This window comes from Terrabacter carboxydivorans (assembly GCF_039532035.1).
In the GTDB taxonomy this organism is placed as follows: Bacteria; Actinomycetota; Actinomycetes; order Actinomycetales; family Dermatophilaceae; genus Terrabacter; species Terrabacter carboxydivorans.
In genome coordinates this window covers 1-16,066 of the sequence record NZ_BAAARE010000041.1, presented here as the reverse complement: position 1 = coordinate 16,066, position 16,066 = coordinate 1, and the positions used below count along the sequence as shown (strand labels likewise).

General features: G+C 70.6%; 14 protein-coding genes, 1 tRNA gene and 1 pseudogene. 8 read left to right on the top strand and 8 right to left on the bottom strand.

From position 1 onward, the window contains the following. The first annotated feature begins 50 nt into the window (after nucleotides 1-50). Together ABD297_RS23005 and dusB are read left to right on the top strand one after the other, a co-directional pair. Complete coding sequence (locus ABD297_RS23005; RefSeq protein WP_344257472.1) at nucleotides 51-413, top strand: alpha/beta fold hydrolase; 363 nt, start codon at nucleotides 51-53, stop codon at nucleotides 411-413. A 30-nt stretch (nucleotides 414-443) separates the two neighbouring features. After that, nucleotides 444-1,652, top strand: a complete 1,209-nt coding sequence (gene dusB, locus ABD297_RS23000; RefSeq protein ID WP_344257474.1) for a tRNA dihydrouridine synthase DusB — start codon at nucleotides 444-446, stop codon at nucleotides 1,650-1,652. A 3-nt stretch (nucleotides 1,653-1,655) separates the two neighbouring features. On the opposite strand, the gene ABD297_RS22995 is transcribed toward dusB, so the two are convergent. Beyond that, nucleotides 1,656-2,357: a hypothetical protein gene (locus ABD297_RS22995; protein WP_344257471.1), complete on the bottom strand. Its 702-nt coding sequence runs from the start codon at nucleotides 2,355-2,357 to the stop codon at nucleotides 1,656-1,658. Between the two features lie 56 nt (nucleotides 2,358-2,413). On the opposite strand from ABD297_RS22995, the gene ABD297_RS22990 reads away from it, so the two are divergent. Then, nucleotides 2,414-3,052 carry a YdeI/OmpD-associated family protein gene (locus ABD297_RS22990; protein ID WP_344257470.1) on the top strand — a complete coding sequence of 213 codons (639 nt, stop codon included), beginning with the start codon at nucleotides 2,414-2,416 and terminating at the stop codon, nucleotides 3,050-3,052. A gap of 23 nt (nucleotides 3,053-3,075) precedes the next feature. Here ABD297_RS22990 and ABD297_RS22985 read toward each other — a convergent pair whose 3' ends face one another. Beyond that, entirely contained in the window at nucleotides 3,076-3,207 is a 132-nt protein-coding gene (locus ABD297_RS22985; protein WP_020142547.1) for a hypothetical protein, read from the bottom strand. Nucleotides 3,208-3,310: 103 nt separating this feature from the next. On the opposite strand from ABD297_RS22985, the gene ABD297_RS22980 reads away from it, so the two are divergent. From ABD297_RS22980 to ABD297_RS22965, 4 genes are all read left to right on the top strand, one after another. Next, entirely contained in the window at nucleotides 3,311-4,540 is a 1,230-nt protein-coding gene (locus ABD297_RS22980; protein WP_344257469.1) for a deoxyguanosinetriphosphate triphosphohydrolase, read from the top strand. 51 nt (nucleotides 4,541-4,591) lie between these two features. Further along, nucleotides 4,592-6,526, top strand: a complete 1,935-nt coding sequence (gene dnaG / locus ABD297_RS22975) for a DNA primase (protein ID WP_344257468.1) — start codon at nucleotides 4,592-4,594, stop codon at nucleotides 6,524-6,526. Beyond that, nucleotides 6,526-7,044, top strand: a complete 519-nt coding sequence (locus tag ABD297_RS22970) for a hypothetical protein (RefSeq protein WP_344257467.1) — start codon at nucleotides 6,526-6,528, stop codon at nucleotides 7,042-7,044. The genes dnaG and ABD297_RS22970 overlap by 1 nt, the downstream gene beginning before the upstream one ends. A gap of 95 nt (nucleotides 7,045-7,139) precedes the next feature. Beyond that, a tRNA-Asn gene (locus ABD297_RS22965) sits at nucleotides 7,140-7,212 on the top strand. 307 nt (nucleotides 7,213-7,519) lie between these two features. Here the strand turns inward: ABD297_RS22965 and ABD297_RS22960 are convergent. The 6 genes from ABD297_RS22960 to ABD297_RS22935 form a co-directional block, all read right to left on the bottom strand. Beyond that, on the bottom strand, nucleotides 7,520-8,446 hold the full coding sequence (locus ABD297_RS22960) for an amino acid ABC transporter permease (protein ID WP_344257466.1): 927 nt from the start codon (nucleotides 8,444-8,446) through the stop codon (nucleotides 7,520-7,522). Continuing rightward, nucleotides 8,443-9,120, bottom strand: coding sequence for an amino acid ABC transporter permease (locus ABD297_RS22955; RefSeq protein ID WP_344257465.1), 678 nt, complete (start codon nucleotides 9,118-9,120; stop codon nucleotides 8,443-8,445). Before ABD297_RS22955 ends, ABD297_RS22960 begins: the two co-directional genes overlap by 4 nt. A gap of 81 nt (nucleotides 9,121-9,201) precedes the next feature. Beyond that, nucleotides 9,202-10,038, bottom strand: coding sequence for a glutamate ABC transporter substrate-binding protein (locus ABD297_RS22950; RefSeq protein WP_344257464.1), 837 nt, complete (start codon nucleotides 10,036-10,038; stop codon nucleotides 9,202-9,204). Between the two features lie 109 nt (nucleotides 10,039-10,147). Beyond that, complete coding sequence (locus ABD297_RS22945; RefSeq protein WP_344257473.1) at nucleotides 10,148-10,876, bottom strand: amino acid ABC transporter ATP-binding protein; 729 nt, start codon at nucleotides 10,874-10,876, stop codon at nucleotides 10,148-10,150. 205 nt (nucleotides 10,877-11,081) lie between these two features. Then, nucleotides 11,082-12,440: a M23 family metallopeptidase gene (locus tag ABD297_RS22940; RefSeq protein WP_344257462.1), complete on the bottom strand. Its 1,359-nt coding sequence runs from the start codon at nucleotides 12,438-12,440 to the stop codon at nucleotides 11,082-11,084. A 339-nt stretch (nucleotides 12,441-12,779) separates the two neighbouring features. Beyond that, nucleotides 12,780-13,730: a zinc metalloprotease gene (locus tag ABD297_RS22935; protein WP_344257461.1), complete on the bottom strand. Its 951-nt coding sequence runs from the start codon at nucleotides 13,728-13,730 to the stop codon at nucleotides 12,780-12,782. A 1,439-nt stretch (nucleotides 13,731-15,169) separates the two neighbouring features. Here ABD297_RS22935 and ABD297_RS22930 point away from each other — a divergent pair. After that, nucleotides 15,170-16,066 (top strand): annotated as a pseudogene (locus tag ABD297_RS22930) (IS481 family transposase); the annotation flags it as partial.

Genomic DNA, 16,066 nt, shown 5'->3' with positions numbered 1-16,066 from the left:
ACCGCGGGAAACGCCACTACCGTTGCTCATGAACGTCCTCCTTCTTGCGTGTGGGACACCAAGCCCGACAAGCGCATCAGGAGGACGTTCGCCACGCCAGACCCGACCGCGCAGAACGCCTTTCTATCGCCGGCGGCTACTACTTCGCGCCGACCGGGGCCGCGTGGCGCGAGGTCATGACGCACTGCCGGCCGGCCATGCTCGCCGGCGTCCGCTGCCCGGTGCTGCTCCTCAACGGCCGCTTCGACCAGTTCCGCGTCGGGGTCAGGGCCTTCCGGCGCGCCTGCCCCCAGGCCCGCGTCGAGATCGTCCCGAGGGCGAGCCACTTCGCCAACCTCGACCAGCCCGAGGCCTTCGCCGACGCCCTGCTGCGCTTCGCCGGCGTCGTGGCCGATTCGGCCTCTCGCGCCTGATCGGGGACAATCGAGCGTGTGACCGACGTGATGACCCCTGTGACCGAGACGACGGGCGCCGTGCTGCCGCCCCTGCGCATCGGCCGCCACGTCATCGGTTCGCCCGTCGTCCTCGCGCCCATGGCCGGCATCACGAACCGCGCCTTCCGTCGCCTGTGCCGCGAGTACGGCAACGAGGGCACCGCCCTCGGTGGGGCGAGCGGCGCGACGAGCCTCTACGTCAGCGAGATGATCACGTCCCGCGCGCTGGTCGAGCGGACGCCGGAGTCGATGCGGCTCATCGAGCACGATCCTGACGAGAACCCGCGCTCGATCCAGCTCTACAGCGTCGACCCCGCGACCGCGCGAGCCGCCGCGCGGATGCTCGTCACCGAGGACCGTGCCGACCACATCGACCTCAACTTCGGCTGCCCGGTGCCCAAGGTGACCCGCAAGGGCGGCGGCTCGGCGCTGCCCTGGAAGAAGGACCTCTTCAAGGCCATCGTCGGCGCGGTCGTCGAGGAGGGCGCCAAGCGCGACATCCCCGTCACCGTCAAGATGCGCAAGGGCATCGACGACGACCACCTCACCTTCCTCGACGCCGGGCTGACCGCCGAGGCCGAGGGCGTCGCCGCGGTCGCCCTCCACGGCCGCACCGCGTCGCAGGCCTACTCCGGCACGGCGGACTGGAGCGCCATCCGGATGCTCAAGGAGACGGTCACGAGCATCCCCGTCCTCGGGAACGGCGACATCTGGTCGGCCGAGGACGCGCTTCGCATGGTCCGCGAGACAGGCTGCGACGGCGTCGTCGTCGGCCGCGGCTGCCTCGGTCGCCCGTGGCTGTTCACCGACCTCGCAGCGGCCTTCGCCGGCACCTCGGCGCGGGTCACGCCCACGCTGGGAGAGGTCGCGGACACGCTTCGGACGCACACGGCATACCTCTGCGACTTCTACGGCGAGGAGGAGCGCGCCTGCCGCGACATCCGCAAGCACATCGCTTGGTACCTCAAGGGATTCCCGGCCGGCTCGACGATCCGCAACTCGCTCGCGCTCGTCGACTCGATGGCCGCGCTCGACGACCTGCTCGCGACGCTCGACCCGGACGCGCCGTGGCCCGGCGAGGCGGCGGAGGGCCAGCGCGGGCGCGCAGGCTCCTCACGCACCGTGGCCCTTCCCGACCGCTGGCTCGAGTCCCGAGAGCTGTCCGAGGAGCACCGCCGCACCATCGCCGAGGCCGAGCTCTCGGTCAGCGGCGGCTGAGCCTCACTTCAGCCAGACGCTGAGCGGCCCGAGCCGCTCGCACCCCGCAGCGACGGCCGCGTCGACGCTCGCGCCGGCCTCCCAGCCGACGAGGGGAATGCCGTCCGTGACGGTCCGCGCGAGAGCCGCGGCCGCGCTCCAGGCCCTCTCGACGTCGCCGTCGCGCGCGAAGACGTTGCCGAGCCCGGCCACCTCGCCCGTCACGTTGACGATCGCGCCGGCGACGACCGGCGACGCCGGGTCCGCGGATGCCCGGGCTCCGAGGACGTGGACGCCCGGCTCGTCGAGCAGGGAGGGCCGCAGGATGGCCTCCGCGTCGGGGTCGCTCGCCCAGCCATGCACCCACTCCGCCATCTCACGAGGCGTCGTGAGGTGCTGCCAGCGGCTGTCGGCGGCGGCCGGCCTGGTCGACGGGTCGAGCCAGACCCACTCGCCCACGACGAGGCGCGCGAAGTCCTCCATCGACAGGTCGAGCCGGGACCACGAGTCCTTGACGGAGCAGCCGTCGGAGTCGTCGACCCGCGCGAGCACGTCGTACTCGCCGGCGTCGGGGGAGAGCGTCACGGCGTCGGGGTAGTAGGGCGGCGTGCGCGACGATGCTGTCCAGGCCAGCTCGTCGGTCGTGCACACCACGCCGTGCGAGCGGGCCACGGCGTCGCACCAGAGGGCGTTGTTGCGGGCGGCGAGGACGATGCGGTCGGTCACGGGTCGATCCTCGCAGGCGCCGGTCCGGTGTCGGCGACCGCTGGCATGATCGGGTCATGCACGAGGGCGGATCGGCCGAGCGGCCCGCGATCTTCTTCGACGATGCCGACGACTTCCGGGCCTGGCTCGAGGCCAACCACGAGAGTGCCACCGAGCTGTGGATGGGCCTGCACAAGAAGCACGTGCAGCAGCGAGGGCTCCAGTGGGCCCAGGCCGTGCGCGAGGCGCTCTGCTTCGGGTGGATCGACTCGATGGCGCAGCGCATCGACGACGACGCCGTGCGCCAGCGGTGGACGCCGCGCAAGCCGGGCAGCAACTGGAGCACCATCAACATCGAGGCGGTGGCCGAGCTGACGGCGGCCGGCCGGATGCGTCCGGCAGGTCTCGCGGCCTTCGAGAGGCGTCGGGCCGACCGCTCCGGGGTCTACGCCTACGAGAACCGCGAGCTCACGTGGTCCGACGACTACGAGTCGATGCTGCGCGCCGATCCGCGGGCCGCGGCGTTCTGGGACGGCGCCACGCCGTCCTACCGCAAGATCGCGACCAACTGGGTGGTCACCGCCAAGCAGGAGTCGACGCGCGACAAGCGGATGGCAGAGCTCGTCGAGGACTGCGCCAACCTGCGCCTCATCAGGACGCAGCGCTACGGCACCGAGCCGGCCTGGGTGCGACGCATGCAGGCCGAGCTCGGCTGACCGAGGTCAGCGCCGGGTGACGGTCAGCGCTTGGCCTTGGGAGGGATGATCTCCGTGTGGTCCTTGGCAGCGGACTTCGCGTGCTTGTCGGCACGCTTCTCCTTGAGCGATCTGGCCTTCGTGGACATGTGGGACTTCGGTGACTTGTCGCCCATGGCGCGCTCCTGAGGTTGGAAGCCTGAGCGGCTCCATACCTGAAGTATGCGCCCGGCGTGCGCCGTTGCGGACGACGGTGGCCGAGCCGCATACAGTTCTGGGGTGGGCTACGAGGGTCGGGACCGGGAGCGCTGGGTCGCGGAGGACCCTGCCCAGAAGCGCGCCGACCGCGACGACTTCGCCCGTGACCGGGCGCGGGTCGTGCACTCGTCGTCGCTGCGCCGGCTCGCCGCCAAGACCCAGGTCCTCGCGCCCGGCCACGACGACTTCGTGCGCAACCGGCTGACCCACTCGCTCGAGGTCGCCCAGATCGGCCGCGAGTTCGGGGCGGCCCTCGGCTGCGACGCCGACGTCGTCGACACCGCGTGCCTCGCGCACGACCTCGGTCACCCGCCGTTCGGGCACAACGGTGAGACGGTTCTCGACGAGATCAGTTCTGGCATCGGCGGATTCGAGGGCAACGCCCAGACCTTGCGGCTGCTGACCCGGCTCGAGGCCAAGCGCGCCCACGCCGACGGCACGTCTGCCGGCCTCAACCTGACGCGGGCCAGTCTGGACGCGACGACGAAGTACCCGTGGGCGCGCGGGGACGGCCCGCACGGGACCCGGAAGTTCGGCGTCTACCCCTCGGACCTCCCGGTCTTCGACTGGATCCGCGAGGAGGCCGCGGACCGGGTCCGGTGCCTCGAGGCCGAGGTCATGGACTGGTCCGACGACGTCGCCTACTCGGTCCACGACGTCGAGGACGCCATCGCCTCCGGGTGGATCGACCCCCGGCTGCTCCACTCCCGGGACCTGGCCGACGTCATCGACGTCGCGGGACGCACCTACGCCCCCGACCTCGGGGCCGACGCCCTCGGTGCGGCGCTGGAACGCGTCCTCGCCTCGGGAGCGGTGCCCACGGCATACGACGGCTCCCGTGGCGACCTGGCCCGCCTCAAGGACATGACCAGCCGGCTCATCGGGCACTTCGTCCTCGTCGTCGAGCAGGCCACCCGGGAGCGGCACGGGCCGGGCGAGCTGTGCCGCTTCGAGGCCGACCTCGTCGTGCCGGACGACACCCGGGCCGAGTGCTCAGTGCTCAAGGCCATCGCCAACCACTTCGTCATGACGACCGACGTGCGCCTGGCCATAATGGCCGAGCAGCGCGACGTCGTGCGTGCCGTCGTCGAGGCGTATGCCGCCCGTCCCGACGAGCGTCTCGACGCGGCCTTCCGCGCCGACCACGCAGCGGCGGCCGACGACGACGAGCGGCTCCGGGTCGTCGTCGACCAGGTGGCCTCGCTGACCGACGTGCGAGCGCTCGCCCTCCACAGCCAGTGGTGCCGGTGACGAGGGCCGGCACCACGAGCACCTAGAATCACGGGCAGCGACAGGAGGCAGATGGCGGGGCTGATCAACAGCGAGGACATCGCGGCGGTCAAGGCGCGGTCGTCCATCGAGGACGTCGTGCGCGAGCACGTGACGTTGCGCTCCGCCGGCCCCGGCTCGCTCAAGGGCCTGTGCCCCTTCCACGACGAGAAGACGCCGTCGTTCAACATCCGTCCCGCCGTGGGCGCCTGGCACTGCTTCGGGTGCCAGGAGGGCGGCGACGTCATCTCGTTCGTCCAGAAGGTCGATCACCTCACCTTCTCCGAGGCCGTCGAGCGGCTGGCCCAGAAGCTCGGCATGGAGCTGCGCTACGAGAACGGCGACCGGCCCCGCGAGGAGGGTCTCGGACGCCGCAGCCGGCTCATCGAGGCCCACCGCGTGGCCGAGGAGTACTACACCGAGCTGCTCCTCGGCAGCCAGTCGGCGCGCACGGCACGGGACTTCCTGCGGGCGCGCGACTTCAACAGCGAGCACGTCAAGCAGTTCGGCATCGGCTTCGCCCCCCGAGGCGGCGAGGACCTCGTGCGCCACCTGCGCGCCAAGGGCTTCACCGACGACGAGCTCGTCACCGGCGGCATCGCCGGGCGTGGCTCGCGGGGCCTCTACGACCGCTTCCGCGGACGCCTCGTGTGGCCGATCCGCGACATCACCGGCGACACGGTCGGTTTCGGCGCGCGCCGCATCTTCGACGACGACCGCATCGAGGCCAAGTACCTCAACACGTCCGAGACGCCGATCTACAAGAAGTCGACGGTGCTCTACGGCCTCGACCTCGCGAAGAAGAAGATCTCGCAGGGGCGTCAGGCCGTCGTCGTCGAGGGCTACACCGACGTCATGGCGTGCCACCTCGCCGGCGTCGAGACGGCCGTGGCGACGTGTGGCACGGCATTCGGCGCCGACCACATCAAGACGCTGCGGCGCCTCATGCGTGACGAGGCCGGCCTCGCGCCCGCCAAGGTGATCTTCACCTTCGACGGCGACGCCGCCGGTCAGAAGGCGGCCATGCGCGCCTTCGCCGACGACGAGAAGTGGACCTCGCAGTCGTTCGTCGCGGTCGAGAAGTCGGGCAAGGACCCGTGCGAGCTGCGCCAGGCCGGGGGAGACCCGGCGGTGCAGGCCCTCATCGAGGACGCTGTGCCGATGTTCGAGTTCGCCGTGCGCACGACGATCAAGCGTTTCGACGTCGCCACGGCCGAGGGGCGCATCCAGGCCGTGCGAGCGGTCGCGCCCATCATCGCCTCGATCCGCGACCAGTCGCTCCGTCCGGAGTACACCCGCGAGGTCTCCGGCATGCTCGGTCTCGACGTCGAGCAGGTCGCGACCGAGGTGTCGCGGGCCGGCAAGATCAAGGTCGAGGAGGACGCCCGTCCCGACCGCAGCGGCCGTGACGCGCAGGGGCGTCGCGACGACGGCGAGCCCAGCGCGACGGAGACCGCCGGCGCCCTGCCGATGCCCGACCGGCGCGACCCCGTCGTGCTCGCCGAACGCCAGCTGCTCCAGGTGCTCCTCCAGTTCCCGACGGTGTTCAAGCCGGGCGCCATCGACCTGCTCACCCCCGAGTCCTTCTCGGCGCCGGCCCACCGGGCGGTCTTCGACGGCATCCGCATCGCGCACCACAGCAGCGACAAGGGCAACGCCCGCGCCTGGACCTCCGCCGTCACCGAGGCGGCCGCCACTCCCGTGGCGGGCCTGGTCAGCGAGCTCGCCGTCGACACGCTGCCCACCCGGATGGACCCGAACACCGGGCTGCCGACCTCGCGCTACGTCGACGAGCTCTTCGACCGGGTGCGCACCATCGCGCTGACGCGTCGGATCGCCGACTCGATGAGCGAGATGCGCCGCCTCGACCACGCCGAGACGCCGGCGCCCGAGCGCACGCGCGAGCTCGGCATCCAGCTGCAGACCCTCCAGCGGGAGCTCGCGGCGATCAAGGCAGGGATGGGCTGATGGCACTGTTCGAACGACGGCGCCGACCGGCGCTGCCCGCCGAGGTCCGGGCGGCCGTGCCGCTCGACGCAGGGGAGCAGGTGCTCGCCTGGTCACGCGACGAGACCAGCGGCGCCCACGTCGTCGCGACCACCCATCACCTCGCCCTCGTCGACGCCGCCGGCAGCCTCGTCTGGGGGCGTCCGTGGCACGAGGCCGAGTCCGGCACGTGGCAGGGCGAGACGTCCGAGCTCACGGTCACCTGGGTCGGTCACGGCAAGCCCACCCGGTGGCGCCTCACCGAGCCCTCGCTGCTGCAGCAGACCCTCCGCGAGCGGCTCCAGGCCAGTGTCGTGCTCGCCGACGAGTTCCGCACCGCAGGGCGGCGCACCGTGCGCGTCGTCATCCGCCAGGACCTCTCGAACGGGGCGCTCGTCGAGCAGACCATAGCGGGGCGCGGAGCCGACCTCTCCGACCCGCTGGTGGCCCGTGAAGCGGCCCAGAGGCTGGCGCGTCTGCGCTCCGAGGTGGGTCTCTGACAGGACGCTCGGGGCGCCCGCCACGGCGTCGTCCGCGAGGGCCGAACCCGATTTCTTGTCCGCGCAGATGCTTTGCTATGGTTGCGCAGCAGCATTCCCCTGTAGCTCAATTGGCAGAGCAGCCGGCTGTTAACCGGCAGGTTATTGGTTCGAGTCCAATCGGGGGAGCACCGAACGATAAGGGCCCCGACACGTGGTGTCGGGGCCCTTATCGTGTCTGCCCGTCTGATGCCTTTGACGATGCCTTGTGTATGCCGTCCCGCGGAGTCAGAGGGTCGTCCGCGGGGTTGATTTGGGATCTGTCCCGGATCGGTCTGTGGTCGACTACGAGGCGTCCACGGGGCGTCCGGGCGTCCACGGGGGCGTCCACGGGGGCGTCCACGGGGGCATCCACGGAGGCGCCTACGACGACGAGAGCCGCCGGCCACCCCGTGAGGGGCGACCGACGGCTCTCGTGACGTCGGCTGAGGGCTCGTCAGCGCCTGGCATCACCGGTGGAGACGCCGGAGCCGCCGACGCCGTCGCTGGGGGTGTCCACGGTGCCCGGGCCGGCGACACCGCTGGGCGCGGCCGGCCGGCGCGGCCCACGGCCACGCCGGTTGAGCCGGCGCTCGACCCGCCCGGCGAGCACCGTCAGCCCGAAGTTCAGCGCGATGAAGACGATGGCGGCCAGGACGTAGGCCGGGATCACGGTGGCATACGCCGTGCCCATGTCGCGCATGCTCTGGAGCAGCTCGGGGTAGGTGATGGCGGCTCCGAGCGCGCTGTCCTTGAGGATGACCACGATCTGGCTGACGAGGGCCGGCAGCATCGCCGTCAGGGCCTGCGGCAGCTGGATCGACCGCAGCGTCTGCGTCGCCGTCAGGCCGATCGACAGACCGGCCTCCGACTGGCCCTTCGGCAGCGAGTAGACGCCCGACCGGACGAGCTCGGCGATGACCGACCCGTTGTAGAGCGTCAGCGCGATCACGACAGCCATGAACGAGTTGAGGCTCGCCACGAAGATGTTGTTGAACGCGAAGAGCTGGAAGAGGAAGTACATCATCAGCAGCACGGGCACCGCGCGGAAGAACTCCACGACGACGCCGCACACCCAGCGGATCGGCCGGAGGTGCGAGAGCCGGCCCATGCCGAAGACGATGCCGAAGACCATCGCGGCGACGATCGAGACGGCGGCGGCCCTGAGGGTGTTGATGAGTCCGGGGACGACGTAGGAGGTCCAGACCTCGGGGTCGACGAGGGGCTGCCACAGCGACGCCTCGAGCTGGCCCTGAGCCTTGAACTTCCACAGCACCGCGGCCACGGTCCCGGCCAGCAGGACGAAGCCGAAACCGGTGAGGACGGCGTGCCGACGGCGGGCCCTGGGGCCCGGGGCGTCGAAGAGGACGTTCTGGGCGCTCATCGCTTCACCGCCAGTCGTCGGGACATCGAGGTGAAGAACACCCCGACGGGCAGCGTCAGCACGACGAAGCCGAGGGCGAAGACGAGGAAGACGGCGATGCTCGCGGTCTCGTTCTCGATGATGACCTTCATCAGGGCCGAGGCCTCCGCGACACCGATGACCGAGGCGACGGTGGTGTTCTTCGTCAGGGCGATGAGCACCGAGCCCAGCGGCGCGATGGCTCCGCGGAACGCCTGGGGCAGGATGATCTCGCGCAGGCTCTGCCCGAAGGTGAGCCCGATGGAGCGGGCGGCTTCGGCCTGTCCTACGGGAACGGTGTTGAAGCCGCTGCGGATCGCCTCGCACACGAAGGCCGCGTGGTAGACGGCGAGCGCGACCATGGCCCAGCGGATCGCGTTGTCCTGGACCGAGGTCGGGGAGGAGTTGGGGGCGAGGCTGAGCTCGAGGACGAATCTCAGACCCGCGAGCGAGAAGAACACGATGAGCGTGAGCGGGGTGTTGCGCACGACGTTGACGTAGATGGCACCCAGGCGACGCAGCACGGCGACGGGGGAGACGCGCATGATCGCGAGCACCGTGCCGAGGACGAGCGCGCCGATCGCCGAGAAGAACGTCAGCTTGATGGTCATCCAGAACGCCGCGAGGATGTTGTATTTCTCGAGGATGTCGAGCATGTCCCTACCTTCACGCACAAGGGATCTGGCCCGCGCGGGCCGCGACGCCGGTGTGGCGTCGCGGCCCGCGCGGGACGTGGGTCAGGAGCAGGCTGCCGGGGTGGGCGGGTTGCCCGCGCCGGGCTTGTAGCCAGCCGGTCCCAGGTTGGAGTCGAGCGACTTCTGCCAGGAGCCGTCGCTGATCATCTTCTTGATGGCGTCCGTGATCTTGGTGCACATCGCGGTGTCGCCCTTCTTGAGGCCGATGCCGTAGTTCTCCTGCGAGAACGGCTTGCCGACGACCTTGAACTTGCCCTTGTACTGCTCTTGCGCGGCGTAGCCGGCGAGGATCGTGTCATCGGTCGTCAGGGCGTCCACACCGCCGGTCTGCAGCGCGGGCAGGCACTCGGAGTAGGTGCCGAACTCCTGCAGCTGCACGCCGGGGTACTTGTCCTTGACCTTCTGGGCCGAGGTCGAGCCGGTCACCGAGCACAGCTTCTTGCCGGTGAGGCTGTCGGGGCCGGTGATCGAGCTGTCGTCGGCACGCACGAGCAGGTCCTGACCGGCGACGAAGTACGGACCGGCGAAGGAGACCTTCTGCTTGCGGGCGTCGGTGATCGAGTACGTCGCGACGACGAAGTCGACCTGGCCCGTCTGGATCAGCGTCTCGCGCTGGGCGCTGGGTGCCTGCACCCACGTGATCTTGTCCTCGGACGTGCCGAGCGCCTTGGCGACGTACTTGGCGACGTCGACGTCGAAGCCGCTGTACTCGGTGCCCTTCTTCAGACCCATGCCGGGCTGGTCGAACTTGATGCCGATCTTGAGGCCGTTGTCACCGCCGCCTCCGCTGCTGCTGCCGCCGGGCTGGCCGGAGCCGCACGCGGCGAGCGTGAGCGCCAACGTCGCAGCCGCAACGGCTCCGAGTCGTCGTGCCTTCATCTGGGTTCCTCCCTGGGTGGTTGCTCACGGCACGCGGTGCTGCGTGCCGCTCCCTGTCGAATGGTGCCGCTGGTGCGAATGGTGCACCGGGCCCGACCGAGGGGTCGGGTCAGTGGGTGAGGATCTTGCCGAGGAAGTCCTTGGCGCGATCGCTCTTGGGGCTCGTGAAGAACTCCTGCGGCGTGCCGACCTCGACGATCTGGCCGTCGGCCATGAAGACGACCCTGTCGGCTGCCTTGCGGGCGAAGCCCATCTCGTGGGTCACGACGATCATCGTCATGCCCTCCTTGGCGAGGCCGACCATGACGTCGAGGACCTCGTTGACCATCTCGGGGTCGAGCGCCGACGTCGGCTCGTCGAACAACATGACCTTGGGTCCCATGGCCAGGGACCGGGCGATCGCGACGCGCTGCTGCTGACCGCCGGAGAGCTGCGCGGGGTACTTGTCCGCCTGCGCCTCGACGCCGACCCGCTCCAGCAGCTGGGTCGCCTGCTGGTCGGCCTCGGACTTGGACTTCTTGCGGACCTTGATCGGCCCGAGAGTCACGTTGTCGCGGATCGTCTTGTGCGCGAAGAGGTTGAAGGACTGGAAGACCATCCCGACGTCCGCACGTAGCTGGGCGAGGGGCTTGCCCTCCTCGGGCAGCTCCTTGCCGTCGATCGAGATGGTGCCGGACTCGATGGTCTCGAGCCGGTTGATGGCGCGGCACAGCGTCGACTTGCCCGAGCCGGACGGTCCGAGGACGACGACCACCTCGCCCTTGCCGACGGTGAGGTTGATGTCGCGCAGCACGTGCAGGTCGCCGAAGTGCTTGTTGACCCCGTCGATGACGACCATCGGGTCACGGGGCGTGTCCGGGGTACGGTCGCCCGGCACCGCAGAGCTGGTTTTCACGTCGTCCATCCGCGAAACCTATCGGCTCAGGCGCCCGGGAAACACTCTCGGTGCCCAGCGTGCCCGAATCGTGAGGAGCGCGGACCCTGCACGCCGACGCCGGAGCCGCGGGTGGTATGCCTCCCGCGGCTCCGGCGTCGGCACTGGCTCAGGGGGTGGCGGTCGCTTCCGCCGCCGTCGTCGAGGACGCCGAGGGCTGACTCGTCGACGTGGCCGTCTCGGCCGCCGTCGCGACCTGGGTTGCCGTCTTCAGCACCTGCGTGGCGGTCGCGGTGGCCGTCGCCGTCGCGGTGGCCGTGGCGCTCGGCTGCGGGTCGGCCGGGGCAGCAGCCGCGGCTGCGGCGCTCGTGGTGCTGGAGGTGGCCGGCGGGTCGGACGACGGAGCCGGGGCTGTCGTCGTGGTCGAGGGCGGAGCCGTCGTCGTGGTCGTGGTCGTCGTCTTCGTGGTCGGCGGCGCCGTCGTCGTCGTGGTCGTGGGCGGCGGGGTCGTCGTCGGGGGCACGGTGGTCGACGGTGACGGCGAGCTGGTCGTCGGGGACGGCGAGCTGGTCGTCGGGCTGGGAGCGGTCGCCGTCGACGTGGGCCGCGTGGTCGTCGGCTTGGTCGTCGGGGTGCCCGGCTTCGACGTCGTGGGTGTCGACGGCGGGCGCCCGCCCGTGCTCGTCGGCGTGGAGCTGCTCTCGCTGGCCTCCGTGATCGGGACGTCGCCGTCGGCGACGGTGCGGATGACGGTGCTGCCGGGGTCGAGCACGAGGTGCGGCACGGCGGCATACGGCACGGAGGAGGTGGCCGACGGCGGGAACCCGAGGTACGGGGCGGGGTCGACGTAGCGGTCGTTGATGATGACGTCGAAGTGCAGGTGGCAGCCCGTCGACCATCCGGTCGTGCCGCTCAGGCCGATGACCTGGCCCTGCTTGACGACCTGGCCCTCGGTCACGAGGAACTTCGACTGGTGGCCGTATGCCGTCTTGACCGTCGCGCTGTGCTGGATGATCGTGCGTCCGCCCCACGACGCCGAGACGCGTGCGTAGATGACGGTGCCGTCGGCCGCGGCGTGGATGGGCGTGCCGCACGCAGCTGCGAGGTCGATTCCGGTGTGGAACATCGGACGACCGAGGAGCGGGTGGATGCGCGGTCCGAAGGGAGAGGTCTCGCCTCCGGGCACCGGGTGGATGAACAGCGGGTGCCCGAGGATCGGCGCAGCGATGGCATCTGCCGTGGCCGGGGCCAGGCTGATGGCGGGGAACATGAACAGTCCGCCGCCGATGGCGGTCGCGAAGGCCGAGTCGACGGGGGCGAGAGCCGCCGTGGGTGCGCTCGGCGTGGCCGAGCGGGTCAGCTGGCTGCGAGCCTGTCCGACTGCGGCCACCGCGTCGTGGACGGCGGCCGGCGAACCGGCGGCCAGCACGACCGAGGCGGTCGGAGGCTGTGGCGCGCTGCCGCCGAGGAACGGGAGCATGGCGAACAGCAGAAGCATCGTCGCGAAGGGCACAAGTCTGCCGCGCATCCGAATGTTCAGGACGCGCGGACCACTGCGCTCATTGGCGTCTGTCACCGTCAAGCCACCCCCCTCGAGGTACTTCCACTGTCACGTTCGACCCTCGTGCGGCGGACCCGACACCGCAACCGGAAGGCACCGTCGGACGCCCCCACGTCCTGACCGACCGGTCCCCTCCACCATAGGTGGGACACTTGCACAAGGGGCGGTTCCGAAGAAAAACGGTCGGGATCCGTGACGGGTGTGACGGATGGGGCCGATGTCCGGATCGCAGGCGTGGCCCGCCGGTCGACGAACCCGACGGGCCACGACGATCGCCCCCGCCTGCGGCGGTGGGACGGGCCGAGCTCAGGTGGTGGGCACCTTGCGGAAGTCCACCCAGGCGTCGTTCATCCGCTCGACCTGGCCGGGCGTGAACATGTTCATGCAGGAGTCCTGCGTGTAGTCCATGAAGTTGTGGATGGGGTCGAGGCCGGGCGCGGTGCACGTGTCGGCGCCCGTCGGGCAGTCGAACTGCGGCACCGCCTCGCGCGGCGTGTCGGCCACGAAGTCACCGCTCGCCGAGCAGCCGCCCTTGAAGGTGTGCTCGAGCATGAGCCAGTGGCCGACCTCGTGGGTCAGCGTGTCGCCCTGGGCGTACTTGCCGGCCGTGCCGCCCGGCATCGACTCGTCCAGCATCACGACGCCGTCGATGTAGTCACGGCCGTTGTTGTAGCCCTTGGGGAAGTACGCCCAACCGAGCAGTCCGCCGCCGATGTTGGCGGAGTAGACGTTGAGGGTCTCCGAGTTGCCCGTGTAGAGCGCCTTCTTCATGTCTCGCTCGGTCTTGCCCGGCGCCACGGTGTACCACTGCGCGTTGACGGTGTAGTCGATCTTGCTGAGCGAGAAGCGGAACGGCGAGTCAGCGGCGTCAGGCGCGGTCTTGCCGCCGTAGGAGTCGTTGAGCACGGTCATCTGCGCGGCGATGAGCCGCTCCCAGCGCGACCTCTCCGTGGCCGAGAGGGTGTGGTCGCTGACGACGTGGAAGACGGTCGGGATGTGGACGCTGCCGTTGGGCATGCGCGGGGCGTCCTTGATGACCCCGTAGGCGTTGGCCTCGTTCTTGGAGTAGAGCTCCGGCTCCTTGGCCGTGCTCCCGGCGCGCACGCGGGCGAGGTCGGGCGCCGACTCGCACTGCGCCGCTCCCGAGGAGGGGCGAGTCGGGGCCGCGCTGACGGTGGCACTCGAGGAACCTACGGCGACGACGCTGGACGCAGCGGCGGCGACCGCCATCCAGCGCAGGGTGGGCTTGCTTGGCATTCGTGATCTCCCCAGTCTTGGTTTCCCCGAGCGTGTCAACGGAACCTATCCCGCACCTGGGACGCAGCGGGGGCTTGCAGGTCGGCCACTCGGCTCGCCCGTCTTGCGCTGATCTTGCGGAAAGCAGTGCATTTCGACGGGTTCGTTCTTGCAGACCCGACGGCAGAGTGGTGGTCCAGGGGGAGGAAAGCCCGGCGAGACCGTGGGGGTTGCGGGCCGGGAGGTGGTCGACCGGGGGGCCGACCGGGGGGTGAGGATGGGGCGGGTGCTGCCGGGGGAGTCGGCAGCACCCGCCCCGATCCGCGTGCGCCCCGCCTCGTGTCGGCACGCCGCCGTCGCGATGCCGTCCTCGGGCCGATCGTCCGGTCTGCCGGATGTGTGCCTTTTTGCCCGATCGGTGCCACTGAAGGTGGAGACTGACACCAGGATCGTGCACGGCCCCTTCTCGGGAGGAGGGCCGGCCCGGTCCTCCGGACGGCGCCGACCTCACGGTCGATGGGCACGTGGCCCCGACTCCCACCCCGGGCGCGTGCTCCCCCCATCGCCGTTCGGGCGTCGGGAGGCCGCGAGCGGACGCCCGGCGCAGGACTGGTCGGCGGCGGTCGCTCCCCGCCGGCCAGCCCCATGTCCGGTGCGAGCGGCGGGGGAGCCGCGACGGCGACCGTCCGACGGATCCATGCCGTCAACCGTCGGGCGAAGCCCGGACGGTTGACGGCATGCGACGTCGTACGAGCTCGACGTGGGGCAGCAGGGGCTTGAACCCTGGACCGACGGATTATGAGTCGGTGCAGGGTGAGGCTGTCGGCTTGTCCGAGGCTCCGTCGGAGCACACGCCGATGGGCAACGGTTGACGGTGTTCAACCACCTTTGCGGAGCGGCTGTGCCCCCAAAGCGCCCCAGCGCGGCCGCCGCCGCCCTGTGGGCCGTCCAGGTCTGTGCAGTGATGTCAAGGTGGCTCGGCTGGGAGGTCACGCGCAGAAGGCGCATGCGGAGGCCCGGAACGCGGGTGGTAGGGCCGGCCAGGTGCTCGAGGTGGGCAGTGGTCCTCCATGGGACGGTGCCCGAGCAGCGCCGGCTGGGGCTCCCTCGTCCAGGCGCCTGAGTCCGCGCCGATCGATGAGCCGGCGCCTGCCAGTGTCATCAGGACGTCGGGCTCCGCCGTGAGTTCGTCATGAAGCGTGGGGGCGGCGGGGTGCGCGAGGACGGCGCGCCAGCGCCGCCCGCAGCGCGGGGTCCCTGCCGCGGGTCCCCGCGCTTTTCTGCGCCGGAGGCGCAGCTTGAGCCAGTACAGAAACTCCTCACCGGATCGGACACAGGCACCGTGTCCTGTCTCGGGTGATGCTTGACAGTCGTGTATCAGCTGATGCTTGACGCCGGCCGTTGTCGGCCACGCTGTTCGTCGGTGCTCCGTGGGCACCGAAGAGGCAGGGAGGCCGGGATTGGCACTGGTAGTGATGTCGGTGGTCGAGCTGCGACTGGACGCGGTGCGGGCGGTGTTGGCGGGCGCGAGAGGGTCACCGAGGTGGCTGCGCAGGCCGGGGTGTCGCGTCAGAGCGTGCACACGTGGGTGGCGCGGTACCTGCTCGAGGGGGTATCGGGGCTGGCGGACCGGTCGCACCGGCCGGCGGGGTGCAAGCACCAGACGCCCGGGTCGGTCGAGGTGCGGGTGGCAGAGATGCGCCGCGAGCATCCGCGGTGGGGTGCCAAGCGGATCCGGATGGAGCTGCTGCGGGCGCCGGGTCCATGGTCGAGTGAGGGGTCGAGCGAGGGTGTGGTGGTGCCGTCGACGGCGACGATCAACCGGATCCTGCGGCGCAAGGACCTGGTGACGCCGCGGCCCCGGAAGCGTCCTCGGGACTCGTACGTGCGGTTCGAGCGGCCGGGGCCAATGCAGCTGTGGGGGATCGACATCGTCGGCGGGATCCAGCTGGTCGACACGGCCACCGGGGTGGTCCGCGAGGCGAAGATCGTCACCGGTGTCGACGACCACTCGCGGTACTGCGTGATGGCCGCCGTGGTCGACCGGGCCACCGGGCGGGCGGTGTGCCTGGCGTTCGCGCAGGCGCTGGGCCGATATGGCGTCCCCGAGGAGGTCATCACGGACAACGGCAAGCAGTTCACCGATCGATTCGGCACCCACGGGCCACGCAACGGGGAGGTGTTGTTCGACAAGATCTGTCGCCGCAACGGGATCCGGCACCGACTCACAGCCCCGGCCTCCCCGAACCAGAACGGGAAGGTGGAGCGGTTCCACGGCACGTTCCGCCCGGACTTCCTCGACGAGGCCGGCCCGTTCACCTCGGTCGAGCAGGCCCAGGCCGCCGTCGACGCGTGGG